The sequence below is a fragment of the Chitinophaga sp. genome (genome assembly GCF_017745275.1).
Lineage (GTDB): Bacteria > Bacteroidota > Bacteroidia > Chitinophagales > Chitinophagaceae > Chitinophaga.
Window position 1 is genome coordinate 543619 of sequence record NZ_JAGHZS010000002.1, and the last position, 25440, is coordinate 569058.

Here is a 25440-nt window from a genome sequence, read left to right on the forward strand (position 1 = left end):
ATAATTATCTTGGGGCCGCAAATCTTATCTATGGAAGACAATTACAATCTATGGTGGGGGCCCCCCAGAAATTTTGCAGACCGGCAGAACGAGCGAAAAATCAGCTGGCTGGAGTTATTTTATGACCTGGTATATGTGGCAGCGGTAGGCCAACTGACGCACCATATTGCCGCACATCCCACCTGGCAAAGCGTAGGTTATGCTTTCCTTTTATTCTCATTGGTTTTCTGGTCATGGGTAAATGGAAGCCAGTATTATGACCTGCATGGCAACGACAGTATCCGGACCCGGTTATTTACTTTTCTGCAGATGCTGGCCGTTGCAGGAGTGGCCATCACGATACAGGATGCCTTTGAAGGGCATCAGCAGGGATTTGTGATTGCTTTCTCCGTGGTACAGTTAATGATTACTTATCTCTGGTGGAGTGTGGGTTTATTTGATCGTTCACACAGGATCTTTAACCGGTTTTTCACCACCAATTACCTGCTGGCATTACTGGCTATAATTATTTCCTATTTTACCACCTATGAAGTGGCTACCCTGTTATGGGGAGTGGCTTTACTACTAAACCTTACGCCCGGGTTGATTGGCGCCCGTACCATTGTGCGGGTGGTAGCGGAAAGCGGGCAGGTATTCAGCGCGTCTGCTGCCATCGTGGAGCGCTTTGGATTGTTTGCCATTATCGTGTTGGCAGAAAGTATTTTGGCTACAGTGAGTGGAGTGGCGGAAGTAAAAGATAAGCATCCTACGGTGTGGATTGCTTTTATATTGGGTATACTGATCGCATTCTTACTCTGGTGCCTGTATTTTGATATGACGAGTGAACAGGAAACCAAGAAAGGATATAGTTATATGCAATGGCTGGTTTTCCTGCATTATCCGTTGTTGGGCGCTTTTTGTGTAGTGGGAGGTTGTATTAAAACGGTATTGGCAGATATTGATACCCCATTGCCGTCAGGTGTGCAATGGATGTTCTGTGTGGCACTGGCGGTAACGGTTTTTATGATCGTAGGTATTGCAAGGATTATGGAAGAGGAGGAGGAAGACAGGGTATATATCCGCCCGGTGTCCCGGTTATTGATAGGGATAGGAATAGTGCTGCTGGTGATTCCGTTATTTGGCCAATATTTGAGTAACCTCGCATTTTTAGGCATCCTGGCCGGGGTGTTGTTCATCCCTGTTTTTATAGGCATCCGGAGTTGGGTGCGGTATAAATTTTTTAGTCAGCAGCATATCAAAGAATAGTTTGAACAGCAGCGGAGTAAACTTACTCCGCTGCTGTATGATATTATTGCGCTTTAGTTAAATGCAATTGTACAATGTCGTCGGTGAGCAGTTGCTGCTCTTTCAGTTTAAACGTTGCTTCCAGATTAACATTGGTCCCTAGTTCTCCGCCATTACCGGTAATAACAGGAATAATATTGAAGTAGATATCCGTTACCAGGTCTTCATTTAAAAAGGCATTATAAGTTTTGGTGCCACCGCCTACAGCAATGTTGTTGAAGCCTTTTTCCTGCAGGTATTTAATGGCCGCTTCGGGGCTGTTGACTACCTTATAGGTAGCAGTATCCTGCAGTGTGTTGGACAGTAATACCACTTCCAGTCCGTTGAGGAAGCCTTTCGCAGCCTCGGGCAACTGGTCAATGAATGCAAAGGTGCTCCTTCCGAGTACCATATTTCCGGCCTGCATGGCTACCTGGATGAAACTGCTAACGGCGGCTGGTGGTGCTTCATGGTGCTTGTTCTCAGAGAGCAAAACTTTTCCGTTGGCCGAAATATTGGCTACTAATGTTATTGTCATACAGTATGTTTTTATCAATTTGCTGTAAAGCTACCGGACACGGATTTTATCTTCACTATTCGTTACCTTTAGGTAAGTAACCTTTTTTAAAATGCTATCAATTGAATTCGGCAACGCATCGCTTTGTAAAGAAGCGCGGCTGGCATTGAGAGATGCCATTGAACTATTAGGGGGTAAATGGAAGATTTGTATCCTGCAACACCTGGAGCTGGGTACAAAGCGGTTCAAGGATTTGCAGGAGGTAATGGTGGGTATCTCTCCCAAAGTGCTGACACAGGAGCTGCTGGAATTAGAACAGAATTTGCTAATCACCAGAACGGTTAACAATACCAAACCTATTACTGTTTCGTATTCCCTGACGCCATTCGCTTATGAAGCGCAGGCGGTATATGACGCCTTACTGGCATTTGGGATAGAACACAGAAAGAGAATAAAAGGAACACTTTCCGGGAAAACCATTCCTACTGTTTAGGCGCGATGATTTTACTCATTAATGTTTCTTCATAGCCAACATTATAGTGATAGATGGTAAAGTCTCTCACTTTCTGCCAGCCATTCTTGTAGTAAAATGCCAGTCCTTCCGGAGAAGCGCCCAGTTGCAATTCTGTCAATCCCAGGCTTGCCGCGTAACTTTCGAGGTGGTCCATTAATAATTTGCCTATTCCCTGGCGCATATTTTCCAGCCGGGTGTAGAAGCCTACTACGAAGTCGCCGTCTAACGCAATAGTACCTACGATTTTGTTGTTGATCTCCGCGCAAAATACCGCCTGGGCGGAGATTTTCTCGCGCAGTACGGGTACGGAATAATATCTGACAAATGTTTCCCACTGCAGTTGGTTGTAGTGAGGTTTCAGCATGGCGTGTGTATTCTCATAAATCATCTCGCTTAATTGTTCTGCATCTGATATCTGCGCGTTCCTGATATGGAGTGTTGACATATAAAGGGTTGTTGTAACATTGAATAGTATCTCAGCAGCAAGATAAGAAATCGGGCAAACATACAATTATAAATTATGTGTCAGATGGACATAATGGGACGCCTGGCCCCCAGATCATTTGTTTTTCCTATTTTACGTCCATAATACGTATAAAATGGATCCCCTGTATGATGAGTTGAAAGACTATATCTATCGTTATTGTGAGCGCTTTATGACAGCAGACGAAGTAGATGCGAAGAGGATAGCATTGTACCATTTCCCGTCAATGGAATCTGAGCCGGTGCTTAAGGAACGAATTGTTAAACGGTTATGGGAACAGCACCAGCATGAATTGCCTTTAAACCTTTGTCCGGTGTGTAATAGAATTGCAAGGACGCCGAAAGCCCGTCAATGCCAGTTTTGCTTTTATAATTGGCATTGAGCATTGGTGTTTCATTAGATTAAAACAAAATAGTTATGGGACCTATACCTAAAGATTATATTGATTTTTTACATTGGCTAAAGAATCACACGGAGGATTATTGGAGCCGGGATCCGGAAACATCAACGAGTGAAAATAAATGTCCGAAATGGATACATGGCGCCAAATGGATTGGAATGACTGATGAGCAGATTGATGAAGTAGAAGAACGATATGGTTTCACTTTTACGCCGGACCATAGATTATTTCTCAAAATCCTGCATACCATTGACCGGAAAGAAAGAGTATATGAATACTACGGCAGTGAGGAGGGAGAATACTACGAATGCTCGTTTATGCGTAACTGGTTGACAGATGATGAAGATATAAAGCCCAGATTGAATTCCGTGTATGATAGAATATTGAAAGATGTTATAGCAAATAAATTTTGGATAAACTCCTGGGGAACGAGATCCGGCAATGTGGAAGAAAGAGTAAATATCTTTAATGAAAAATATGCAAAAGCGCCCAGGTTGGTACCAGTTATAGCGCACAGGTACCAGGTAGCAGATTTGTCGCTGGAGACAAATCCGGTACTGTCCATCCTGGGCACGGACATTGTTTATTACGGAACTGATTTTCGGCATTACCTGCTGAAGGAACTTTCAGAACATCTTAATATATACCATAGCGTATTTGATGAGGAAGATCAGGTCTGGTACTGGGAGGTAAATGACGAGTATAAAGATTACTTTGAAAGCTACGATAAAAACAACCTGCCGGAGTTCCCCTTCTGGAAAAGTTTTGTTTTATTTGATTGGACTAACCACGCCAATAATATCCATTTATAATGAATATTCCTGACAGCATTAATACAAAAGCTGACTTTATACGTTTTATTGGCCTTCTTATAGAAGACCTGAAAAACAATCCCACTGAATGGGAAAACAAGACCTTACCAGACTTTTTAGATGCCATGGCCAATTGGACGGAAGATATGGATGGGTACTATATTAACCATCATCTTCCTGTACCCACAACTGTAAACTGGCAGGTATTTGCCAATATACTGGCCGCTGCAAGAATATATGAATAGTAAGGATTTACGCAATAATCACATTCTTCAAATTAACATATAATCCCTTCAATGCCGTATAAGTTAGCTTATCCATGGTAGCGCCATCAAAGCATACAGATTGCAAAGCGCGGTAAGATTTGTTGGTAAAAGAGAACGGTAGTTTGAAGGTTACGTTTTTCAATGTAGCGCCTTTGAAGGATGCATTTTTCAATGAAGATTTATTAAACTGTACGCCAATAAAGGACTGTTCATCAAAGCAGGCTCCTTCCAGGTTGCATTGATGGAAATCAACCCCATCAAAAATACAGCGCTCAAAAACAGTTTTGTTAAGTTCCGTGGTAGCGAAGTTTACATCGGTTAATGTAACATCTGTGAACCTGGCACCTTGCCCGGACATGTGCAGGGTAGTGCGTATCAATATCGTTTTGTTGAAAACAGCATCTGTGAGGTCAACAATAGAGAAGTGGCAGTCGGTCAGGTTTGCTCCTTCGAAATTAGCTTCTCTAGCATCCAGGGTATTAAAGGAGGAACCAGTTAAATCGGCGCCGGTAAAGTTCGTCCCTTGCAGTGAGCTCACTTTGAACTTCCCATTATGTAGTGTAACCCCGGCAAAATTCTCCTGCTGCAAATCAATGGCATTGAGATTAATCAGCACTTGCCGGTCTTGCGAACGGGAACTGGTTGCTGCTACTGGTGGTGTAACAGGCGTAGTTGAGGGGGAGGTGTCCTGGGGGGCTGATGATAAGTTGGCGGAGAAATAGTTAAAGTCCACACCCAGGATTTCCGCCAGGCGATGGAAAGTTGTGATGTCGGGCATTGATTCTCCCCTTTCCCATTTTCCAACAGCCTGGGGACTAATAAAAAGTTGTTGGGCAAGCCGTGCCTGGGACATCCCCTGCGCTTTCCGCGCCTGGGCAATTTTACCGCCTATAGTCTGGGTATCCATATGATAGTTTTTATGCAGCAAAGATATCGTGCTTCACACGGGGAATCAACAAAAAGCAGCAACTGTTAGTTGTTATTACGCTACTTACAGTGTTTTTGTAAGATAATTAACAAGAATGTCCCCCTTTTTGAGGTTCGGTCGTCATAAGGAAAAACAGACCATTTATGACTAAGAAGACAGCATTGCACATTATTTCCAGTGCCCGGGGTAACGGATCATATAGCAGGGCCTTGAGTTCAGCTATTATTAACAAGTTAATCAGCAGCCAGGAAATTGACACTGTAGTGGAAAGGGACCTGACTAAGGAAACACCACCATTTATTAAAGAAGACCTGGTGGGCGCATTTTATACCAACCCGGGATCAGTAGAACAGCAGCAGTTGTTAAAATATGCCGATACGGTAGTGAGTGATGTCAGTAATGCCGATATTATCGTGATCGGTACACCTATGTACAACCTGGGCATGTCTGCCGTATTAAAGGCCTGGATCGACCAACTGGTCCGTTATGGAGTAACCTATGGTTATGACGGCGATGGTGTGAGGAGCGGCCTTCTGAATGGCAAAAAAATATACCTGGCGATTGCCTCCGGGGGGCGACTGGCAGATTGGCCCAACGGACATGAGTTTATAGCTTCTCACATTGAAGCAGTTATTCGTGCATATGTTGGATTGGCAGAAATTCATACTTTCAGGGTTGAAGGCACTGTAATGCCTGGTTTTGAACCAGACTATCAAAAGATTTTAGCGCACTTGTAAAATATATGACCATGAAGGAATTCGCATTAATTTTCAGAATAGGGGATATCGCTGATTTTACGCCATCACCGGAACAGATGAAGGAACGCATGGAGTGGTTAGCTACCATGGATGTACAGCATAAATTAGTGGATAAAGGAAACTCACTGTTGCCTGGGAGAGGAAGCGCTAAAACGGTGAAAGCAGATAATGTGGTGACTGATGGACCTTATACGGAAATTAAGGAGTTCATTGTAGGGTATGTAATTATATGGGCAGATGATATAGAAGAGGCGGTGGCTATTGCCAAAACAAGCCCGGTATTCAAAATAGGAGGAAATGTGGAAGTAAGAGAAATATTGGGAAGGGAATAGTTAGCATCCAACTCTCAAAAGCGTGATTCCGGCAACATCCCTTTGAATTTTCCGTTCTCAACACGATAATAAAGTTATTGTCATGTTCAAAATAGAGAACTCCCGGCTGGCTGCACTCCACGGATCCGGCGGCTTCATTACCTGACCACCGCGCTTATTTTCTTAAATTATAAGACACAAAATCTTAAGTTATGCTTAACAGAAAATTTGCGTCCAAAGTTTGTCTGGTAGCCGCCTTCAGCATGATAGGCGCTTTAACCGTAACTGCACAACCGCTTGTGTCAAAAGCAACTGTTCCTGCCCGGGCTTCCGCTGCCCTGACGGTGTACCAGCAGGAATTTAACTACGGTTACCTGGAAGGCCAAAAGTATCGCCAACGTAACGATTATGCAGGGTATCAATACATGCTGAATCACTATCGTTCCGCCTGGCAAATGTACCCGGAGAACGGTGAGTTTTACCGTGGCAGAATAGATGGATTGAATGCCGGCTGGAATAATAATGTGATTGATCTGTAAGATCCATTGTTGTAAAATTAAAAGCGTGATGCCTTCGGAAGAAGGTATCACGCTTTTAATTTTACGCCCATCCTTGTTAATGATTATTTAATATGCACATCATTTTCATCGTTTAATTTTGCTCCTGTTGAATTCGGTACTGTAATGATCCAGGAAATTAAAGATTTGTCAGACAAAGACCTGCTACAGCAATGCAATGAAGGAGATAATACTGCCTTTAACGAATTGTTTCGCCGCTATTTTAATAAACTGTATCAATACACACTTAGCTTTACTAAAGATGCCCTGGTAGCAGAGGAGCTGGTGATGGATGTAATGCTCAACCTGTGGCTGAGAAAAGGGGATATTACCCTCACAGACAGCCTGGGGCCCTACCTTTTCCGCGCCATGAAGAATACGCTGATCAACTATTGGCGCAAAAAGATCATTCCTACTACTTCCCTGAAAGTTACTGAGGAAATTGATTTTGCTGATTCCCGTTCGGCCGATCACTCCATCTTAACAACGGAACTGGATAACTTATATAGTCAACACCTGCAGGCACTAAGCCCTCAACGTAAAAAAGTATTTGAGCTGAGTCGCCATGAAGACCTTACCTATCCGGAAATAGCCAGCCAGCTAAACCTGTCTGTCAAAACGGTAGAACATCATATGAGCGCGTCATTGGTTTTCCTTAGAAAGAAACTGAAACCGCTTTCTGATACTACTGTTATTATCCTTTTCCTGCTTTCTCAATAAATTTTTCAGGATACATTAAGGGTACCGCTATTTTTTTGTGTTTTAAAGAGTATAAGCACAAAAATGGAAAAGCAGGTTGATAAAGCACTCATCAAAAAATTCATCAGTAATAACTGCACACCAGCGGAAATAGCGGAGATACGCAAATTCCTGGCACAACCGGGTGCGGATCATATTTTTGAAGATATCCTCAATGAACAATGGGAGCGCCCTGAACTGGATATCCCGGTGGATGAAGTGCAGCTACAACAGTGGGAGCATAAGTTCCAGCAGAAAATAGCACAACTCACTGCGCAGCCTCCAACAAAAATTAAACGATTCACTTACCTGAAATACGCGGCTGTATTGGTGCCGCTGATGGTACTGCTTGGCTATCTGCTGCGGAATCATACGAAGCCCACAACGGTGGCTATGCTCACCAGCACCACCACTACCGGTAAGCTATTGAAAATTCAGCTGCCGGATAGCACCATTGTATATTTAAATGCTTCCAGCAGTTTGCAATACCCGGAAACATTTACCGGGGATACCCGCACCGTGGCGCTGCAGGGAGAAGCCTTCTTCGACGTAAAACAGGATGAGAAGCATCCCTTCTTCGTTACCACCAATAAATTACAGGTGCAGGTATTAGGTACCTCCTTTAACGTGAGATCATATCCGGATGATGCTGATATAGCCGTTACCGTTACCACCGGTAAAGTAGGCGTAAAGGTGCCGGAGTTAAGGAGCGCCGCTGCCACCATCGTATTGCCAGACCAGGAATTTAATTACACAAAGCATACGCAGCTGGCTAAAATAGCTGCGGTAAATGCTGTTGATAGTAAGGCCTGGGGAGAAGGCGCCTTTATATTTAATTATGAAACACTGGAAAATATCACCAAACGACTTTCCCGGTGGTATGGTGTCACCTTTGTTTGTACCAATCAAACCTTGTTACAGAAGCGTTTTAAGTTGAAACTGAAGAATGAAAACCTTCACAATATTATGTCGGCTTTAAGTACTGCCGGCGATGGATTTAAATATGAATTCAAACACACACAAATCATCATCAAATAAATCTGCCACCTAAAAGAAGTCGGTATGTGATCAGCTAAGTAGCGCTATCAGCAAAGAAAAGAGAAGATCCGAAAGAAAAAGAAGCGGAGGGTTCGAGGCCTCCACTTCCGGGTAGCTTTTGAGATCTATTGACAATCCATGTAACAAATCTTTTAAAAGCCATGTACAATTCTACGAAAAAAAAGAATGTAATTAAACACCTATGTGCAATGACCAGGTTTGCCTTTAATGTACTAGTCATTATTTTAACGCTGGCTGGTACAAGTGTTGCCGAACCAGTAAAGTCCCAGGGTATAAATGATGTCAGGGTATCTGTTACCTTGAAAGACGTACCATTGGACCAGGTACTGGATGCGCTGGAACGCCAGTCCGGCTTTACTTTCGCTTACCCGATGGAGATAGGGAAGCTAGGCCCCGTTAGCATACATGTGCAGAAAGAAACACTTGCTGCTACACTTGCTTCGCTGGCCGCTGATCATCGCCTCCTGTTTAAACAGGTGGGCAACCTGGTATCTGTGAGCCGTCAGCAGAAGCCGGGGCGAATTATCGGGAAGATAACGGATGAAAAGAATGAACCGTTGCCTGGCGCTACTATCCGGGTACTGCAAACGGGTATGGTAATGCCTGGCGGTGCAGATGGTACTTATCAATTATCTCTTCCTCCCGGTACCTACACCATTGAGGTAAGCTATGTTTCTTTCCGGTCAAAACGTATTGCGGAAGTTGTAGTAGGAGAGAATCGTGCTACCAGGCTGGATGTAGTAATGACTCCTTCCACCAGCAACCTGAACCAGGTGGTGATTACTTCTAAGTATAAAACAGAAAGTACCGCAGCGCTGTATGTACGCCAGAAGAATGAAGCAGGTATAACCAATGGTATCAGCCGCGAGCAAATAGCTGCATTGCCGGATAAGAATATCGGGGAAACACTGAAGCGCATTTCCGGGCTTTCTACCAACGACAACCGCCGCGTGGTGGTGCGTGGCATCGCGGAACGGTATAACCTGGCGATGATGGATGGTGCTATATTACCCAGTACAGATGTACAGGTGCGCGACTTTGAATTCGATATTGTACCCAGTAACCTGATCGATAATGTAGTGGTATCCAAAACAGCTACGCCGGATATGAGCTTTGGTTTCGGCGGTGGACTGGTACAGATCAATACCCTGGCCATCCCGGAAAATAAATTTACGACGCTGAGTATTGGTAGTAAATATATTGCCGGCAGTACCGGTAAAGATTTCCTCGGATATGGCCGCGGTAAAAACGATTACTGGGGCTTTGATGATGGCAGCAGGGATCATTTTCCGAAAGACCTGCTGATTTTTACGAATCAAAATTATAACCCTACTAATCCCAATGCAGCGCCACCGGCTGGTGTTACCCCCATCACACCGGCGATGATTGCGGAGCAGAATAAAAAAATCGGCGGACTGGAACGCATGGGGTTGCGTACCTATAAAGCAATGCCTGGTCAGAACTACCAGTTCAGCCTGGGCCGCAGCTACCAACTAAAAGGCAGCCGGATTGGCTTTGTGGGCTCACTAAGCTATCGTAACGAACAATCTATTGATGATATCCCGCATTTCGAACGTGGCAGTTGGGAGAAGCTGGGTGGTACCGCTTATGACGCGGAAACCGGCGAAGAGCTGGAACCTACGTATGCGCATCAATATAATTTTAATACCAGCTGGGGCGCTTTATTCAACGCCGGATGGGCATCGAAAAATCATAAAATCACGGCGCGTAATTTTTACTCCCGCATGTTTAGTAACCAGTTTTCGCGCATTGTAGGTTTTGGGAACGATATAGGCTTTGGTAAAGACCTGCCGGCGATACGGGAATATGATCGTCCTAAGTTTATCGACTTATTGCAAACCCGCATCAATGGAGAACATACTTTTGGCGCATTTCGTTTCGACTGGAATATCTCCCGCAATCAACTCAATAACCTGGAGAAAGATGCGGTAGAAGCGTGGCTGGCGCCTGCCAATACACTGAACGGACAGGTGTACAATGTAACGCCAAATGGAATTACGAACCCCGGTACGGGCACCTTTAACCGCGGACAATACAAATACGAAGAAACGAATCGTATTGCGGAAGCCGCGTTGAGCTATCATTTCCAGGTAGCCGGACAAAAGCAACTGATCAAAACCGGTTACCAGTACATGGAGCGCCATGGTTACTACAACTGGACCATATTACCCATTGGTACCCTGCAACCCATCGGTAGTGTATACCCTTATGTGCCGGTGCAGCAGTGGGGACAATTTTTGGAGTTCAAAGATCCAATGAAAGACCTGCTGTACTTTCCTGCCTCCTTCTCCCAGAATGGCTACGAAGGAAAGAATGTGAACCAGGCAGTATTTGGGATGATGGATAATCGCTTCACCAGCTGGCTACGATTGGTATGGGGAATTCGCGCTGAATATTATAAATATGAGCGACTGAAGAATGGCGCCAACGACCTGGTGATCAGTACACTGATTGACCAGGCACAGAAAAACAGGTTTGTGGATCCGGAAACAGGAAAGATAGTAACCCCGTTTGCCAACGCGGAAACAGAAGAGAAAACGTGGCGCTATCTGCCTTCCGCCAGTTTAACGGCAACGCCTATTCGAAATGTCAATATCCGCGCTGCCTATTCCCAATCCGTAGTAAGGCCTGCGCTGATTGAGAATTCACGCATGATCCGTTTTGATCCGGCAATCGGGGCTTACCGTCGCAATGAAGGCGTGCTGTCTACTACCATTGATCACTACGATTTCCGGATGGAATGGTATCCCAAACCGGGAGAAGTTATCTCCGCAGGCGTATTCTACAAGTATTTCGATAAGCCAGTGGAACTGTACCGCATTCAGCCTGATGCCAGTATGCGGGTATATGTAACTACCCAAAACTCCGAATGGGCAAAGGTGCACGGTTTTGAATTTGACATCCGCAAGAGCCTCAGTTTTATCCGGCCGGAATGGAAATTCCTGGATAATATGTTTTTCAATGGTAACCTCACGCTGCAAAGCTCCGAGGTGCAGGGTAGCTCTTTCGTTGGAGTGGGCATGAACCCGGATAAATATGGCAACAGCTATGAATATCGTACAAAGCTGCTGCAACGCGAAAAAAGACCTTTATACGGGCAGGTGCCGGTAGTATATAACGCTGGCTTGCAATACATCGGCAATCGCCTGGGCGCCAATGTTGCGTATAACCATATGGGTTATAAAACCTTCTCCACCGGTATGACACCCGACATCGTGGAATACGAACGTCCACGCAGCCAGATGGATGTGCAGTTGAGCTATCGCTTTTTGAAGCATAAAAACCTGGACGTGAAATTGAATATCGCCAACCTGATGAATAATCCGTACCGGTTTTATATCAATAGCAACAGTACCTACAAATTACTGGATAAGTGGAAAGGGCAATCCCTGTCGGCCATCCCGGAAACGGAGTGGAGCGAAATATACGAGTGGAAGGATGGCTTCTCCCAAAAATATGAAAACGGGTATTATGAAACTTCAGCGGATGGAAAGACCAAAACCAGGATTGGTGATAAAGACACCTTTATCCGTAAAATAGGGACCTCTTTTAGTCTGACTGCCGCTTATTCTTTTTAAAAATTATTACTATGAAAATATTAAGTATGATCTGTAGCCTGGCCGCCGGCTTGCTGGTGCTGTCTTCCTGCAGCAAAGGGAAAAATGATTTCTATTATAAAGCCGACGTGCTGCCTGTCAGCATAAAAGGATATAACGGCGGCAATTCGCCACTGGAGCTAAAAATGGATACCTTCCGTTTTGAATATTCCGCCAATGCGCCTTTTGATCAAACATTGGGCTACTCCTTTACCGGACAGCAGGATAAAGTAAACCTGCTGATCACGGAAAAGGAGACAGGAAAACTGGTGATGGAAAAAGTCTTTAAAAGAGACAGCGGCCCGGTTAAAATCAACTTTTTATACCTCGACGGACAAGCAGGTGATATGCCGGAACGGCCGGTGGCGGAAGAAGGAAAGATTAAAGTAAAGTATATGTTCCGTCCTACACTCACGCAATATAAAGAGCCGGTAGATATTGCGCTGGTGAAATATTATCTGACACCAAAGGTATTTGAAGAAATAACCCGGTTGAAAAATGTAAAGCCGAATGAGATGAGTGAAACCGTTTCGCTGTCTACTTTCTCTACTACCGGTCAACAGTACAACGGGCAGCCTACCGCCGTTTTATTCCGGGCCTACATTTATAAAGCCGGTACTAATGAATTTTATACCACCGGTACCGATTATTCCTGGAATGCTACTTTGTCGACCGCCCCGCTGCCACCGGCCTCCAGCGCATCGGCGAAGGTGTACATCTTCAGCGAATCCGCTGCAGGAAATAGTATCCGATTCATCAAAAACCTGGAATTGTAAACACAACTGCTCATGATGTCGAACAAAAAATATCAACAATTAGCGATACTACTGCTATGTTTGCTCTTTGGATGTATGGCCTGTAATAAAGAAGAGATAGCACCTGAGAAAGCCATTCACGTGATCATCAATGGATATAATGGCGGCGGTGATCCGCTGGAAGTACAAATAGATACCACTAAGTATGATAAAACCGTGATGAGTGCAAAGTATGTTTTTCAGCCTGCTTCATTAGTTGGCTTTAACGCCGTGTATACTTACCGCTCCGGATCCGTGGCACCGGTATTAACAATCCGTAACCCGGCCAACGACAGTATTCTATATCGCCATGCATTACCTGTTGCCGAAACAAAGGCCCTGGTTAATTTTCTTTATGTAGATGGGAAGATCCAGGAGCTGCAGCCGCCTCAGGTCAATCCCGGAACCAATCAGCTGGGATTTTACCTGCAATACACGGATAGTGAGGCGCTGGTAGACATCTTTCTCTATAGGGTGGATGAGAACACCGGTACCACGTATCGCGCCTACCTGGCGAAAAATGTTCGTCCCCGTACCTGGACTTATGTGGACTATCTGCCAGCGAAAGACTTTGAGAACGCCAACGATTTAAATAACGCCACTATTTATTTTACAAAGGCGGGTACTACTGATGAATGGGCATTTGGCGGTGACGAAACACCGAGCAAATTAACGGCGCAGGGTTTGAGTTTGCCAAAAGCCGGTGAAAAAGGATTGGTGCAACCCTATTTTATTATTCCGCAGGGTTGGGAACTGGGATTTTCCCGTTTGTTTTTTTACGCCGACCGGAGGTAATTTAATGTGAATACGTTCAATCAACAGGCTGGCATTCACACGGATGCTGGCCTGTTTTTTTTCAGGAAGGGGCAAAAAAAAATCCGGGTAAGAATACCCGGATATTTTTTATCAACAGTGAATCAAAAAAAACAGCGTTGAGGGGTTAGATAACCTGCATATTGATATCGTTCTTAATCTTTATAAGTGCCTACCTCGCACATAGCCGCGAATTGCTGACCATCATAGGCACTTTTCATATTCAGTTTGAAGTAACGGAAGTTTTTGGTAGACGGTAGCACCACGTTTTGTGGGTTGGTAGTTTGCGCCAGTGTAAAATCACCCAGGGAGGTCCAGGTAGAGTTATTATTGCTGGTTAGTATTTCTACCACTTTTACCATCCGGCTATCCCTTTGTTTGAAGGTGAAGCGGTTTACATCCAATGCCTGGCCCATGTCTACCGTAATGTAGTGTGGATAGCTGGTAGCGTTGGTAGACCAGCGGGAATGCCAGAAAGTACTGCCGGAGCCATCAATAATATTCACCGCGGCGCCGTTTTCGGAAGCAGTTTCCTGCGAACTAAAGGCTACCACAGACCACCCGGTTTTATCATATACTACTTTATCTCCGAAGGTAATCACCGGTACATCGTTTACGAAACTGTAGGCTGCCACGTAACTGGTGATGCTGCCGTTTTCATGGCAGAGGCGAATTGTAAATTCGTAATTGGTATTTCCTTTATCCCTGAAATCACTAACGGGCATCACAATACGAAAACTGTCGCTGCCAATGGGTTTGCTGGCAAAAGTGACGGAATTGTACCCTCCGTTGTCATTACCGGTGTTGCGGTTATAATAGGCAATATCCTTAACCGCTTTGGTGGCCGAAAATTTACCGGATACAATAATGCTTTGGGAACTGCTGTTATAGCTGGCGTACACTTGTTTCACCTGGCATCCTGGATCGGTGTACCAATCGCTCCGGGTAGCAGCGCTGAATACCTGGCCATTAGCCAATATGGCGGCATCTGCGGGCGAGAAGTAAGTAGGTGCTTTACCAAAGGTGCCATTACCATAACCCATTAATGTAGTGCCATACAGTATATTTTCTGATTGGGCGCCACCATTGTGTGGGAGGTTGATGCCATGTCCCATCTCATGTGCCATGCCCCCAATCCATTTAGTAGAAAATTTGTCATCGGGTTTGCCGAGGTTAATGGTATCGAGCCCGGTGTAATCCAGTGCAAAGCACCAGCGACCAATGCCGTAGAAGGGGCCGCCGCTGGGGTCTCCATTGGTACCATAGGTGTACGTAGGCATGATCACCATGATATGATCGCTTTTTTTCTCGGTGGGGTGGGCGGCAAACCAGGCATTCACTTCTGTCATTACGGCGCTGGAGCCTCCATCATAAGGGTAACTGTTTTTACCCAGTTGACCACGTATTACCGGTACTTTTAGCAGCCCATTGGAGTCTGTTTGTAATCCCATTGTTTTGCCGGCATAACCCCATTGGTTCATCCATTTGGACGTGAAATTCTGCATATACAGGAATACGCCGTTTAGCCTTGCCCGGTATCCCGGCACCGTGTCGAGGTCGGATGGAACAAAGTATACCACGTTCAGCATATAGGTGCCGTTGGCCACGCCATTCACCACACCTGCGGGTTTTTTAGCATCAATTTTTTGAAGAGTGTCGGATTCCGATGCTTTCTGGCAGCTGGTCGTTGCCATCATAAATGCGGCGATAGCCACCACGAAATGGATGATTTTGGTCATTGTTTACTGTTTAAGGTTTAAAAATGAAGAATTACGGTTTAGACAGATAATGTATTTTCATTTAAGTGCTATCAGGTTTTCAAACTATTACTAATAAGACGGGAAGAGTTGCTAAAATACGTATTTTGTTTATTACATACAGGATAGGATATCGATTAGAGGGCGTTGGGGAGTTAATTATTTTTTTTATTAAGTTGTAATGATAGCCGGAAGTTCGTATGGTATGCTATCTATTGGTATAAGGATGTCTGTGTAAAACAGACATCCCTTGCGCTACATTATAGTATGATATTATTTCGGGCACTAAAGGCCGCCGGCAGGGTAGTTTCTCCCAATATTTCCCGTATATCTGTTTCCACTGTATTACTCATTTGAGAAAGCGGCACATCATTAGCATTGCCTTCAAATGGATTCTCGGTGCTCTCGCCCACTTGTTCCAGCGAAGTATATACCCATGATATTAAGAGACTGAATGGAATTACCAGCCATACCATATAGCCTTTCAGGGCACCGGTTACAAAGCTGTTGAGTTCATTGAATTCTTTCAGCATAGCAAACGGCAGTAATATGCAAAACAACCATACAAAAATCCTATTAACAGTGGCATATTGCCGGGGATAAGGAAAATTTTTAATTCTTTCACTTCTTTCCTGGTGACTGAAAAATTCGCGAAGCGTTTTGTGTAATTCAAGAAACCGGGAATTGTCGAGCTGCCCTTCTTTAGCCAGTCTTGTTAAAGTGAGGCTTTGTATACTGAGTATTTGTGTTGCCGGGTTATTGTGAGACAGTATGGTGGCTGTTTCGTCGGGGGAAATGTATTTTTCCAATTCCTCCCTGATGGGTATTTCCTTTTCCGGAATGGAATAAAGCTGTGCATATTCTTTATTGTAAGATTTGTTGGTGTTTTCCCATTTTCGTTCTTCTCTCAGTTGATATCGTAAAGCGGTGAGCCAGGCCAGTTGACGGTATATGATTTCCTGTGCCAGGTGCTGGTTTTCGATAAAGTCCCGGCATAGTACCGTCCATGCCTGGCTGGCGCTGATGATAGCCCCCCAGATCTGCCTGGCTTCCCAGGTACGATTATAGGTCTGCTGATTTTTGAAGCCAACTACGAAAGCTGCGGCTGTTCCCAGGAAGGCCACAATCGGCCAGGGAACAGATAGCCATTTTAAACCGAATAGCTGGTAGAGAATAGTAGGTATTGTACCTATTAATAAAAGCAACCCGATGTTTCGTCGGGTCCAGAAAAGGAATTCAGATATCTTATATGTTTTACCGATGTACATGATGGGTAGTTTGATTTTACAGGCGGCTATGGTAAAAAATTATACATCCGGTTTCAACCTGCAGGACCAGGTACCGGTGGTGTCTATTAATATTCCCTTTATGCCGGCGATGGGTGCAGATATAGCATAAAGCACTGCATTACTCTCGTCATTACGGCAATTGAACTGATAGCATTCATCCACATGAAACTCCTGCGGGTCCAATCGCATGTCGAGTTCCAGGTGATATAAACAATCTGTTGCTGTTTCCGCGGTGAAATCTGCTTCGTAACCTCTTTGTTTCAGGTCTGACAAAGCGACGGCGAGTGAAGGATAATTTTCCATATACAATTTTTTTAAGCAGTTAAAAAAATGAGTGCTTTATTCTCCGGAGCTGGCGTTATCATTGGTGGATGGCTCATCGTCCATCCGGATCGCATCGTCAAGAAACTCACCGCCTTCGCTGGTGTTGTGCTCGCGTTCATGAAGGGGTACGAGGGCATCTTTATCGGCGGTTTTCTTTGGGTCGGCGTGATGATAGAGGAAAAACATGATGTTGGTTTTGGAAGATGGAAAAAATGATAAAGGGCAACCTGCCAGGACATATTACAGGTGCTGTCCTGGCAGGCGGTGTGTATTATGCACTTTGTAATTGTGTGCTTAACCATTTCTCAAAGGAGATAGCTCCCAGTTCGGCGTGACCGGCGGGAACAAGCGCAGTATGGGTAACTGCACCGCCAAAGTATTCAGGTTTGCCATTCGCGATTACTTTACGTGGGTCGTTGATATATTTGAGATACCGGTCGGCTACTTCGAACATGTCGAAACGATCGGGGCCGGCAATTTCCACGTGGCCGTTAAGTGGAGCAGCCAGGGCGTATTGGGCAACAAACCGGGCTACATCGTCTGAAGCGATTGGTTGAAATTTTACATCAGAAAGGTGAACCTCGTTGCCTTGCGTGGCCTGGTTGGCGATGCCCGCGATAAATTCAAAGAATTGTGTGCTTCTGATAATAGTATAAGGTACGCCGGATTGTTTAATCAGTTCTTCCTGCGCCATTTTTGCACGCATGTATCCTATGTTCTGCATAATGTCAACGCCTACTATAGACAAGGCTACATGATGTTTTACACCGGCGCTGATTTCCGCACCCAACAGATTGCGACCGGCCGTCTGGAAAAATTCCATTACGGCGTTGTCTTCAAAAGAAGGAGAGTTGGCAAGATCAATAACAATGTCAGTGTCTTTTGTTGCTGCAGCGAGACCTTCTCCTGTAATGGTGTTGATGCCGGTGGATGGAGAGGCTGCAATCACCTGGTGTCCTTTCTGACGGAGTGCTGTTACAACCTTTGTTCCGATAAGGCCGGAACCACCTATTACCAAGATTTTCATAAACTTATTTTTAATTGTGATTTGTTTGATTCGGGAATGCCAAACTAAATACCAATTAATACAAGTGTTTGAAAATAATGTGTTTATGAAAAATGAGTCTTGTGATTTTCACTATATTTAGTGAAATCACGATCTCATTTACGGAATACAGTGAATGTTCCTTTTTATATTGGCAATACCTCAGGAAAAATAATCGCTCTTTTGAATGCCTAGCTTTTTCATTTTGGAATGCAGGGTATTGCCGGGTATTTTCAGTATTTCCGAGGCGCCGCCAACACCGGAGATTTTACCGGCACAACGTTTTAGCACCTCAATGATATAGCTGCGTTCCATCTCATCCAGTGAGCGGTTCAAAAGATAGGCAGGACCTTGTTTATCGGCAGTGGTGTGCTCAGGTATATATACTTCTTCAATATTGCCGTTTTCAGAAAGTAATATGCTGCGTTCTATTAAATGTTCTAATTCTCTCACATTGCCAGGCCAGGTATAACTGCGCAATTGATGCAGGACTTTGGGGGAGATGCTCCTGATTTTCCGCCCGGTGCTTCGGATATATTTCTGTATAAAAAAATTCACCAATGGTTCGATATCTTCTGATCGTTCCCGCAGCGGAGGAAGATGAATAGGAAATACATTGAGGCGAAAATACAGGTCTGCCCTGAACCGCCCGGCTTTTACTTCTTCCTCCAGGTTACGGTTGGTGGCTGCAATCAGGCGAACGTCCAGCTTTATAGTTTGTATACCTCCAATTCGTTCCAGTTCGCGTTCCTGGATAATGCGCAATAGCTTGGCTTGTGCATCCAGGGGAAGTTCTCCTATTTCGTCAAGAAACAGTGTACTGTTATTGGCCAGTTCAAATTTGCCGATGCGCCGGTCCGTAGCCCCTGTAAAGGCGCCCCGTTCATGGCCAAACAACTCACTCTCAATCAGGCTGGCGGGTAAAGCGGCACAATTCACTTTTACCATTAGTTTATCCCGTCGTGGTGACGCATTATGAATAGCTCTTGCAATCAGCTCTTTCCCTGTTCCTGTTTCACCGGTCACTAAAACACTGGTATCAGCGTTCGCTACCAGTGAAATCAGCCGATATACTTTTTGCATCTCTTCTCCATTGCCAATGATCTCCGAAAAATTGTAAATAGTACTGATTTGTTCTTTGAGGTAGTCGTTTTCTACTTCCAGCTTCTTTCTATAGCTAAGTAATTTTTCATTCGCCTGGATGTTATCGATAGCGATAGATATTTGAGCACAGATGCCTTTTACCAGCAAAGGACTTAAGCGATTCGCCAACATCCAGATGGTGCCGATGTTTTTGTTGCCCACGCGTAACGGCAACGCATACATGTTTTTTAACCCGGTTGTTTTCCATAAGGTAGCATAGGCATTGCCATTTTTCAACTCTTCATCTACATTAAAATGAATACCTTCCTCGCTGGCTAATACCTGCGCGGTATAAGTTTCGCTAACGGTAATACGATAAGATGCCATGTCGTCAAAATTCTTCGCATGGGTAAAGAGGGACCGGTCATACATGAACGCTGACAGGTGTACACCATCTTCCTCTATTACCCGGATCATGGCGAGTTGGGTATGCAGGGTTTTATCAAGTACCGTGAAAATAGCATGCTGTAAGTCCTGCCGGGTTCTTACCCTTGTAATATCCTTGCTGAAGTCAAGCAGAAATGCCTGCTCTTCCTGAGTTTTATGGATTCGATCATTTGCTATAATATTAGCCATCGCAATAGATATCTGTGCACTGATACCTTTTAATAGCCGGACATTTATTTCATCTGTATCCAGTAATAGTAAAATCCCCAGGTTGGTGGCCCCGTTACGTAAACGGATACCTACGAAATTTTCAATTCCCATTTGCCTCCACTGCTGCAGATAGGAAGACGTAACGCCCCGCTGGATTTCTCTTTCTACTTGTAATAACAGGGGAGTAGGGCTATTCAGTATCCGTTGTTGAACGCCGTCGTTGATGTTGGAACCCGTGCGTTCCAATGCCGTGGCAACTTTTGGATTGTATGCCTTTGCAAGGTCATATACGTATGGACTCAACGTGCTTTTTTCTTCATGGATACTGCGAATCACAAAACCACCGGAAGGATTTAGCTGATGTAACACTCGCCGGACGGCATGTGTCAAATCATCTTTCGTTCGCACAGCGGCTATTTCACTTGAAAAATCCAGTAGGAACGATTTCTCAGTTTCTTCTTTCAGCAACTCTTCATTCTTGATAATATTGGAAACAGCACCGGATATTTGGGGGACAAGGCCATTAATAATATTTCTGAATGCTGCAGAGAAACCCGCTGGCTTATCAGTATAGATATGAAGAAAACCCATCGGCTTGTCGTTCTTCATCAGTTTGGCCATCAATATTTCCCGTACCCCTTTTTCAAAATTCACCTGCAGAAAAGGAGGGCTGCCAGGATGATTCATTACCTCTTCCAGGAGGAACGAGATAGGCCCGGCAGCATGCAACACAGATTGTATAAAGGGCTCATTGAGCGAAAACCGGGATTGCACCATTTCCTGGTACCGGCTGTGCGAACGGATGGGCGATCCGTCGTTGTCCAGCAGAAAAGGAGTATAGGTTTCGTCTTTATAATCGATAAGGGTAACAATGGCGTGAGTGATATGGAACAAGCCTTTGATACCTTGTTTGAAAAGCAGGATCAGGTCATTTTTATCACGTACCCTGGTTAAATCATTACTCAGAGACAGCAGAATTTCCTTCTCATTTTTATATTGTTCAATAGTTTGCCGGAGTACTTCATCTGTTGATGACAGATCCTTGTCCGTTGCCTGGTTCCGGCTATTTCCCTTTGGTTTGTTTTGCTTCATTATTGGACAATTGTGTGATGTGGTTACAGTCCCTGTTTGTATGATACTGATGACGGATGCTAATAACCAGTCCCGTTGCTACTTCTGAATAAATTTAATGTTTGATTGCACAGGAAGTCCTGTATCACGGTATTTCAAAAAGATATACTGGTCATATGAACCAGTTTAAATGTAGCTATTTTTTTCCAGTATTGATGGGAGAGAGTAAGGGAGATAACCGGTTTCTTATTAAGTTTTGATGGTAGCTGGAAAGAGCTTATTTTACTGCAACTATTTATACCCGTTTATGTCATACATTGTTGAGCATTCAGGTTTCGTATTACTACTATTTACTTTTCCATTGCTGGGTTGGTTCCTGCACCTTAAGTATACCCCAAAAGTGATCGTTATTATACTCTTCACTGCCATAGGGCTTTTGCTGCCAGTATTCACAGGCTACAGCTATGTACTGAATAATGCTTATGGCTATCTGAGTTATATTTCGCTGGCTGCCGGATATGCGTATTTTCTTACCAAAGGAGAATACAAGTTTGCGCCAACAGGCATTTTTTCCCTGATACTTTTCCTGTTTTGTGGTGTCCTCGCTTTTATGGGAGGATTTCTGGGCAGTATTACAGTGGAAAAGGAATGGAGACTAAAAGGCTACCGGGTGACTTATGTGAAGGATCAGGGTTTTGCCGGCAGCCCTTTACTAACCTATCAATTGAGTAAGTATGGTATGATCCCCATATTTGTGAAGGAAATACAGGTGAAAAGAGATGACGATACAACCGGTAGCTGCTGGATTGAATTTGACCAGGCAGGGTTTAATTTTAATAAATGTTCGCCGGATTCATCGGTGGTGGTGAAGCGGCGGTAAGTGCAGCATCCAATTAGTTGCTGTGCATATTAAAATAAGCGGGATCGATTTTACTCTCCCGCTTTTGTATAATACTCTACATAGCGCAGCATTGTTGACTTATTTTGCTCTGGGTATTGGGTGGAAATAGCTTTGGTCCAGTTACCTTTGCTGTCATAAGTATATTGAACGTTGTATTTGATACGGTGACTGACACCGTGGCTTTGTTCGGATTGTTGGGTAATATTACCATATTGATCAAAAGTGTTGAGGGTTTCGCGTGCCGGTTCTTCTTTGGTTTGCGTAATCTCGTCAATGATAAAGCCCTTTTTATTGTATTTTTTCAGGTTGCTGTAAAACACGGTATTATCTTCCATTAGCCGTGTCAATGCAATAACGTTGCCTGCACTATCGAATTTGTAGATACTTTTACCTTTCTTGTTATCAGGAAGTATCATCACCTGTTCTGTCAGTATTCCTTCATCATCATAGCTATTTTCATAAGTAATATCAGAGTCACCCACCTTAGTGGTAGTGGATTTGGTTATAAATCCCCATTCGTCATATTCATAGTTATTATTAAATACAATTGCACCACTGGCATGGCGTTGTCCGTCTTCAATGAGGTTGCCTTTGGGATCAAATTTCTTATACATGATAAGCTGCAGGGTGCCATCTTCTGCATAACTATAGTCGGCTATCTTATGGCCTTTGGCATCGTATTTATACACGTCTCTGCTATCAAATTTCCCATCGGTATAGATCAGGCGTTCGATGCAGTTGCCAATGCTATCGTAGCAATAAACCTCTTTGGCCGCGCAAATAATGCTGTTGGTGTCTGAAACTTCGCTGGAATAGATATAGGTAGTGGTCTTTTTTACGTTTCCAGCCAGTAGGGTCAATGTGCTATTGTCTTTATAACCCTCTTCTCTTTTATTGCTGATAGCATCCAGTTTTTGGTTATTACGTTTTACCTCATGGGAGGTACAGGAAACAATTATAAAGCTACTGTACAGTAACAGGAATAGGGCAGGTATAATTCGGGACATCAGTATTATGATTTTCCGCGAAGGTATTGAATCTCGGGCAGATAAGCGTTGATGAAGATCAAAAAAGCATCTGAATCCGTCAAAATAAAGCTGGGCTTATTGCCCGCTCAGGGCTTATATTTGGCGTTGATTACAACAACGTACATGATGTCCACTAAAAATGCCTTTGCATTGCTAATAGCTTTATTGGCTTCTTCTTCTTCCCTCTTTGCGCAATATGATTTTAATACGGCGTATTTTAAAATTCATATCAACAACAAAGGATGGATCACCAGTATGAAGAATACCACGGTGCGCCCTGCGCGGGAGTTCAGTCCTGCTGATAAGCCGTCGCCTGTGGTGAGCCTGTATGACAGCCGTAAGAAGGTATACTACCAACCCGTGGCCGCTACCTACAACAAGGGAAATAAATCATTACAGTTGCGATACGCCAATGGATCGGTAGCTACGGTCATCATCTCTCAAAATAAAAAATATTTTAAGCTCACCCTGCAATCATTGACGCCACGAAATGGTGTGGATGCTATTCAATGGGGGGCTTATCATACCAATATCACCAACCTGTTAGGAGAAATCATTGGCGTAAGTCGCGATACCAGCGCGGCGGTAAACTACGCTATTGGTATGCTGGCGTTGAATGATAATACCCTGGGCGGAACCGCCGAAACGGAGGCAGATGCGGCACCGTTTCAGTATATCATTCATTCGCCGGATGCCCGCCGCTTTCCTTTGCCTAAAGAGCTGCACGAAGGACAAGTGTTTTCTCTGGGAGGCGACGGCATCAGCGATGTAGCGTTTTACGCGCATAAAGAGCCGTATTACCGGATCATGTATGGGAATGCCGCTGAGGTAGATAACAAAGGACGCATATCTATTACGTATCAGTCGAGGGACCGGACTTTCGAACGGGAAGTAAATTATTCCCTGATTCCGCATATGGCGGCTAATACCCCCAATCATATACAGGTAGAACCATTGCCGGGAGTGGATTACATTGGTTCTTCCATTGCTTTATGGGGCAGCCCGGATAGCACAGCTTTGTTGGATGTAGTACAAAATATTGTTTTATCAGAAAGGTTACCTTATCCGACTATTAACGGGAGATGGGTAAAAGATCCGGCTGCTTATGTGCCTGATGCTATTACCAGTGGCAACCTGAATGATAGTATCATCTCTTATACATCGAGATTGGGATTTAAAACCATCAGCTTATACGACCAGGGATTTTTACGACCTGATCGCGGCAATGGCGGATATATAGATGGGCCGCATTTTGAGAAAAAGCCCATTCACCTCACCGCGGGGAATATGTCGCATAAAGCTTTTTCGGAGATGGCGGCGAAATATGGCATCTCTATTGGCAGGACCACGATTACAAATGCTTTGGCTCCCGGCACCCTGGATGCAAGCCCGATGCCGAGCGATAGCCTGTGTTATCAGCAGAAACGTTTGCTGGCAGCAGGCATTCAATCCACAGATACCATTATCCTGGTGAATGATCCCACTCATCTTGAAGAAATTGCCAGTTGGGAAGGGCATTGCGCCAATTTAAATATGATTAAAATTGGCAAAGAGCTGATACATTACCTGGGCGTTTCTGATAAGGCGCCGTACCGGCTGTTGAACGTAAAACGCGGCTACTGGGGCACACAACCTGCGGCGCATGCGGCCGGAGAAGCGGTTTATAAATTGCAGGTAACCGTGAACTATGGCTATGATGGTATCATCCCCAACATGGCATTGCAGGATAAAATTGCGGCACATTATGCGGAGGTGTGCCAGGTAAATGGCCTGAGCTATTATGATTTCGACGGGCAGGAATTCCTCTTTAACAATGGCCATGGCTATTACTCTGCCAAACGCTTTTTCCGTAAGATGTTTGAACGGGCCACTCAGTTGGGGCTGCCATCGATTCGGTTTACAGGTGCTACTTTATCGGAGGGTTCCTGGCATTATCAGAGTATCTGGAATGTTGGCGGTGGAAAAAATTTGTATGATGTTGCTACACGGGAGTGGGGAAGTGCTACCAGCCAGGGGAAAGATCTCCGGGATGTTACTTACGCCAACTTTTTCCCCGTAGGCATGGGCGGTAATTTCCCTATTAAGGAACATTCCACTGCGGCGGAATATGAGCATATACAGGCCATTTCTGTTGGCGTAGGCACCACCTATAGTCTTTACCTGAACCAGAAAGATGTGGAAAGCTGCCAGCAAAAAGAGGCGATCTTTAAAGTGATCCGTACCTGGGAAGATGCAAGAGCTGCCAACGCTTTCCCACGTTGGATAAAAACAGCCCTGGCCGATCCGGCTAACTCGTTTCACCTGGAAGCGGTTAACAGCCGTGAATGGAACCTGTATAAGGTACAGCGTGATGGCTCGCAACCACAGTTGTTTGCAAAATTAGTACAGCATAGTACTAAGTAAATCATAGAAACGTTTTCGCTTTTAAAGTTCCACTGACAATCGGCGCCAGTA

24 protein-coding genes are annotated in these 25440 nt (G+C 44.5%); 14 read left to right on the forward strand and 10 right to left on the reverse strand.

Translation table 11 applies throughout. From position 1 onward, the window contains the following. Positions 1-30 precede the first annotated feature (30 nt). Positions 31-1245 (forward strand): low temperature requirement protein A, encoded by a 1215-nt coding sequence (locus J7623_RS07895; protein ID WP_291919270.1) that lies wholly within the window; start codon positions 31-33, stop codon positions 1243-1245. Positions 1246-1288: 43 nt separating this feature from the next. On the opposite strand, the gene J7623_RS07900 is transcribed toward J7623_RS07895, so the two are convergent. Next, positions 1289-1801, reverse strand: coding sequence for a dihydrofolate reductase (locus J7623_RS07900; RefSeq protein WP_291919271.1), 513 nt, complete (start codon positions 1799-1801; stop codon positions 1289-1291). 91 nt (positions 1802-1892) lie between these two features. On the opposite strand from J7623_RS07900, the gene J7623_RS07905 reads away from it, so the two are divergent. Then, a complete protein-coding gene (locus tag J7623_RS07905; protein ID WP_291919272.1) occupies positions 1893-2273 on the forward strand; it encodes a helix-turn-helix domain-containing protein in 381 nt (126 codons plus the stop codon). Here J7623_RS07905 and J7623_RS07910 read toward each other — a convergent pair. Beyond that, complete coding sequence (locus J7623_RS07910) at positions 2263-2739, reverse strand: GNAT family N-acetyltransferase (protein WP_291919273.1); 477 nt, start codon at positions 2737-2739, stop codon at positions 2263-2265. The two genes, J7623_RS07905 and J7623_RS07910, sit on opposite strands and share 11 nt — an antisense overlap. Before the next feature lie 456 nt (positions 2740-3195). Between J7623_RS07910 and J7623_RS07915 the strand changes: the two genes are divergently transcribed. Together J7623_RS07915 and J7623_RS07920 are read left to right on the forward strand one after the other, a co-directional pair. Continuing rightward, positions 3196-3990, forward strand: coding sequence for a hypothetical protein (locus J7623_RS07915; protein ID WP_291919274.1), 795 nt, complete (start codon positions 3196-3198; stop codon positions 3988-3990). After that, positions 3990-4235, forward strand: a complete 246-nt coding sequence (locus J7623_RS07920) for a hypothetical protein (RefSeq protein WP_291919275.1) — start codon at positions 3990-3992, stop codon at positions 4233-4235. Before J7623_RS07915 ends, J7623_RS07920 begins: the two co-directional genes overlap by 1 nt. A gap of 7 nt (positions 4236-4242) precedes the next feature. On the opposite strand, the gene J7623_RS07925 is transcribed toward J7623_RS07920, so the two are convergent. Beyond that, positions 4243-5163: a pentapeptide repeat-containing protein gene (locus J7623_RS07925; protein WP_291919276.1), complete on the reverse strand. Its 921-nt coding sequence runs from the start codon at positions 5161-5163 to the stop codon at positions 4243-4245. A gap of 164 nt (positions 5164-5327) precedes the next feature. Between J7623_RS07925 and J7623_RS07930 the strand changes: the two genes are divergently transcribed. From J7623_RS07930 to J7623_RS07965, 8 genes are all read left to right on the forward strand, one after another. Beyond that, the gene (locus J7623_RS07930) at positions 5328-5921 is read left to right on the forward strand and encodes an NAD(P)H-dependent oxidoreductase (RefSeq protein WP_291919277.1); all 594 of its coding nucleotides are present in this window, start codon (positions 5328-5330) and stop codon (positions 5919-5921) included. Positions 5922-5932: 11 nt separating this feature from the next. Then, on the forward strand, positions 5933-6274 hold the full coding sequence (locus J7623_RS07935) for a YciI family protein (RefSeq protein WP_291919278.1): 342 nt from the start codon (positions 5933-5935) through the stop codon (positions 6272-6274). A 191-nt stretch (positions 6275-6465) separates the two neighbouring features. Then, the gene (locus J7623_RS07940; RefSeq protein ID WP_291919279.1) at positions 6466-6792 is read left to right on the forward strand and encodes a hypothetical protein; all 327 of its coding nucleotides are present in this window, start codon (positions 6466-6468) and stop codon (positions 6790-6792) included. Positions 6793-6936: 144 nt separating this feature from the next. Beyond that, positions 6937-7530, forward strand: a complete 594-nt coding sequence (locus tag J7623_RS07945; RefSeq protein WP_291919280.1) for an RNA polymerase sigma-70 factor — start codon at positions 6937-6939, stop codon at positions 7528-7530. Between the two features lie 63 nt (positions 7531-7593). Then, positions 7594-8586, forward strand: coding sequence for a FecR family protein (locus tag J7623_RS07950; RefSeq protein ID WP_291919281.1), 993 nt, complete (start codon positions 7594-7596; stop codon positions 8584-8586). Positions 8587-8795: 209 nt separating this feature from the next. Continuing rightward, entirely contained in the window at positions 8796-12206 is a 3411-nt protein-coding gene (locus J7623_RS07955) for a TonB-dependent receptor (protein WP_291919282.1), read from the forward strand. An 11-nt stretch (positions 12207-12217) separates the two neighbouring features. After that, positions 12218-13000 carry a hypothetical protein gene (locus tag J7623_RS07960; protein ID WP_291919283.1) on the forward strand — a complete coding sequence of 261 codons (783 nt, stop codon included), beginning with the start codon at positions 12218-12220 and terminating at the stop codon, positions 12998-13000. Positions 13001-13012: 12 nt separating this feature from the next. Continuing rightward, the gene (locus tag J7623_RS07965) at positions 13013-13813 is read left to right on the forward strand and encodes a hypothetical protein (RefSeq protein WP_291919284.1); all 801 of its coding nucleotides are present in this window, start codon (positions 13013-13015) and stop codon (positions 13811-13813) included. Between the two features lie 173 nt (positions 13814-13986). Here J7623_RS07965 and J7623_RS07970 read toward each other — a convergent pair whose 3' ends face one another. From J7623_RS07970 to J7623_RS07995, 6 genes are all read right to left on the reverse strand, one after another. Next, complete coding sequence (locus J7623_RS07970; RefSeq protein ID WP_291919285.1) at positions 13987-15570, reverse strand: discoidin domain-containing protein; 1584 nt, start codon at positions 15568-15570, stop codon at positions 13987-13989. Positions 15571-15848: 278 nt separating this feature from the next. Beyond that, positions 15849-16856 (reverse strand): bestrophin family ion channel, encoded by a 1008-nt coding sequence (locus J7623_RS07975; protein WP_291919286.1) that lies wholly within the window; start codon positions 16854-16856, stop codon positions 15849-15851. A gap of 39 nt (positions 16857-16895) precedes the next feature. Beyond that, entirely contained in the window at positions 16896-17180 is a 285-nt protein-coding gene (locus tag J7623_RS07980; RefSeq protein WP_291919287.1) for a hypothetical protein, read from the reverse strand. Positions 17181-17216: 36 nt separating this feature from the next. After that, a complete protein-coding gene (locus J7623_RS07985; protein ID WP_291919288.1) occupies positions 17217-17387 on the reverse strand; it encodes a hypothetical protein in 171 nt (56 codons plus the stop codon). A gap of 85 nt (positions 17388-17472) precedes the next feature. Continuing rightward, on the reverse strand, positions 17473-18228 hold the full coding sequence (locus J7623_RS07990) for an SDR family oxidoreductase (RefSeq protein ID WP_291919289.1): 756 nt from the start codon (positions 18226-18228) through the stop codon (positions 17473-17475). A 180-nt stretch (positions 18229-18408) separates the two neighbouring features. Further along, a complete protein-coding gene (locus tag J7623_RS07995; protein WP_291919290.1) occupies positions 18409-21078 on the reverse strand; it encodes a sigma 54-interacting transcriptional regulator in 2670 nt (889 codons plus the stop codon). A gap of 286 nt (positions 21079-21364) precedes the next feature. Here J7623_RS07995 and J7623_RS08000 point away from each other — a divergent pair, with 286 nt between their 5' ends. After that, the gene (locus tag J7623_RS08000; protein ID WP_291919291.1) at positions 21365-21937 is read left to right on the forward strand and encodes a hypothetical protein; all 573 of its coding nucleotides are present in this window, start codon (positions 21365-21367) and stop codon (positions 21935-21937) included. A 50-nt stretch (positions 21938-21987) separates the two neighbouring features. Here the strand turns inward: J7623_RS08000 and J7623_RS08005 are convergent, their stop codons facing one another. Continuing rightward, entirely contained in the window at positions 21988-22965 is a 978-nt protein-coding gene (locus J7623_RS08005; protein WP_291919292.1) for a hypothetical protein, read from the reverse strand. A 144-nt stretch (positions 22966-23109) separates the two neighbouring features. Here J7623_RS08005 and J7623_RS08010 point away from each other — a divergent pair, with 144 nt between their 5' ends. Then, complete coding sequence (locus J7623_RS08010; protein WP_291919293.1) at positions 23110-25389, forward strand: hypothetical protein; 2280 nt, start codon at positions 23110-23112, stop codon at positions 25387-25389. Positions 25390-25440 lie beyond the last annotated feature (51 nt).

What these genes read in the sequence shown, in the direction of transcription:
- J7623_RS07895 (WP_291919270.1), top strand. Translation starts at nt 31, where the DNA reads ATGGAAGACAATTACAATCTATGGTGGGGGCCCCCCAGAAATTTTGCA.
- J7623_RS07900 (WP_291919271.1), bottom strand. Translation starts at nt 1,801, where the DNA reads ATGACAATAACATTAGTAGCCAATATTTCGGCCAACGGAAAAGTTTTG.
- J7623_RS07905 (WP_291919272.1), top strand. Translation starts at nt 1,893, where the DNA reads ATGCTATCAATTGAATTCGGCAACGCATCGCTTTGTAAAGAAGCGCGG.
- J7623_RS07910 (WP_291919273.1), bottom strand. Translation starts at nt 2,739, where the DNA reads ATGTCAACACTCCATATCAGGAACGCGCAGATATCAGATGCAGAACAA.
- J7623_RS07915 (WP_291919274.1), top strand. Translation starts at nt 3,196, where the DNA reads ATGGGACCTATACCTAAAGATTATATTGATTTTTTACATTGGCTAAAG.
- J7623_RS07920 (WP_291919275.1), top strand. Translation starts at nt 3,990, where the DNA reads ATGAATATTCCTGACAGCATTAATACAAAAGCTGACTTTATACGTTTT.
- J7623_RS07925 (WP_291919276.1), bottom strand. Translation starts at nt 5,163, where the DNA reads ATGGATACCCAGACTATAGGCGGTAAAATTGCCCAGGCGCGGAAAGCG.
- J7623_RS07930 (WP_291919277.1), top strand. Translation starts at nt 5,328, where the DNA reads ATGACTAAGAAGACAGCATTGCACATTATTTCCAGTGCCCGGGGTAAC.
- J7623_RS07935 (WP_291919278.1), top strand. Translation starts at nt 5,933, where the DNA reads ATGAAGGAATTCGCATTAATTTTCAGAATAGGGGATATCGCTGATTTT.
- J7623_RS07940 (WP_291919279.1), top strand. Translation starts at nt 6,466, where the DNA reads ATGCTTAACAGAAAATTTGCGTCCAAAGTTTGTCTGGTAGCCGCCTTC.
- J7623_RS07945 (WP_291919280.1), top strand. Translation starts at nt 6,937, where the DNA reads ATGATCCAGGAAATTAAAGATTTGTCAGACAAAGACCTGCTACAGCAA.
- J7623_RS07950 (WP_291919281.1), top strand. Translation starts at nt 7,594, where the DNA reads ATGGAAAAGCAGGTTGATAAAGCACTCATCAAAAAATTCATCAGTAAT.
- J7623_RS07955 (WP_291919282.1), top strand. Translation starts at nt 8,796, where the DNA reads ATGACCAGGTTTGCCTTTAATGTACTAGTCATTATTTTAACGCTGGCT.
- J7623_RS07960 (WP_291919283.1), top strand. Translation starts at nt 12,218, where the DNA reads ATGAAAATATTAAGTATGATCTGTAGCCTGGCCGCCGGCTTGCTGGTG.
- J7623_RS07965 (WP_291919284.1), top strand. Translation starts at nt 13,013, where the DNA reads ATGATGTCGAACAAAAAATATCAACAATTAGCGATACTACTGCTATGT.
- J7623_RS07970 (WP_291919285.1), bottom strand. Translation starts at nt 15,570, where the DNA reads ATGACCAAAATCATCCATTTCGTGGTGGCTATCGCCGCATTTATGATG.
- J7623_RS07975 (WP_291919286.1), bottom strand. Translation starts at nt 16,856, where the DNA reads ATGTACATCGGTAAAACATATAAGATATCTGAATTCCTTTTCTGGACC.
- J7623_RS07980 (WP_291919287.1), bottom strand. Translation starts at nt 17,180, where the DNA reads ATGGAAAATTATCCTTCACTCGCCGTCGCTTTGTCAGACCTGAAACAA.
- J7623_RS07985 (WP_291919288.1), bottom strand. Translation starts at nt 17,387, where the DNA reads ATGTTTTTCCTCTATCATCACGCCGACCCAAAGAAAACCGCCGATAAA.
- J7623_RS07990 (WP_291919289.1), bottom strand. Translation starts at nt 18,228, where the DNA reads ATGAAAATCTTGGTAATAGGTGGTTCCGGCCTTATCGGAACAAAGGTT.
- J7623_RS07995 (WP_291919290.1), bottom strand. Translation starts at nt 21,078, where the DNA reads ATGAAGCAAAACAAACCAAAGGGAAATAGCCGGAACCAGGCAACGGAC.
- J7623_RS08000 (WP_291919291.1), top strand. Translation starts at nt 21,365, where the DNA reads ATGTCATACATTGTTGAGCATTCAGGTTTCGTATTACTACTATTTACT.
- J7623_RS08005 (WP_291919292.1), bottom strand. Translation starts at nt 22,965, where the DNA reads ATGTCCCGAATTATACCTGCCCTATTCCTGTTACTGTACAGTAGCTTT.
- J7623_RS08010 (WP_291919293.1), top strand. Translation starts at nt 23,110, where the DNA reads ATGATGTCCACTAAAAATGCCTTTGCATTGCTAATAGCTTTATTGGCT.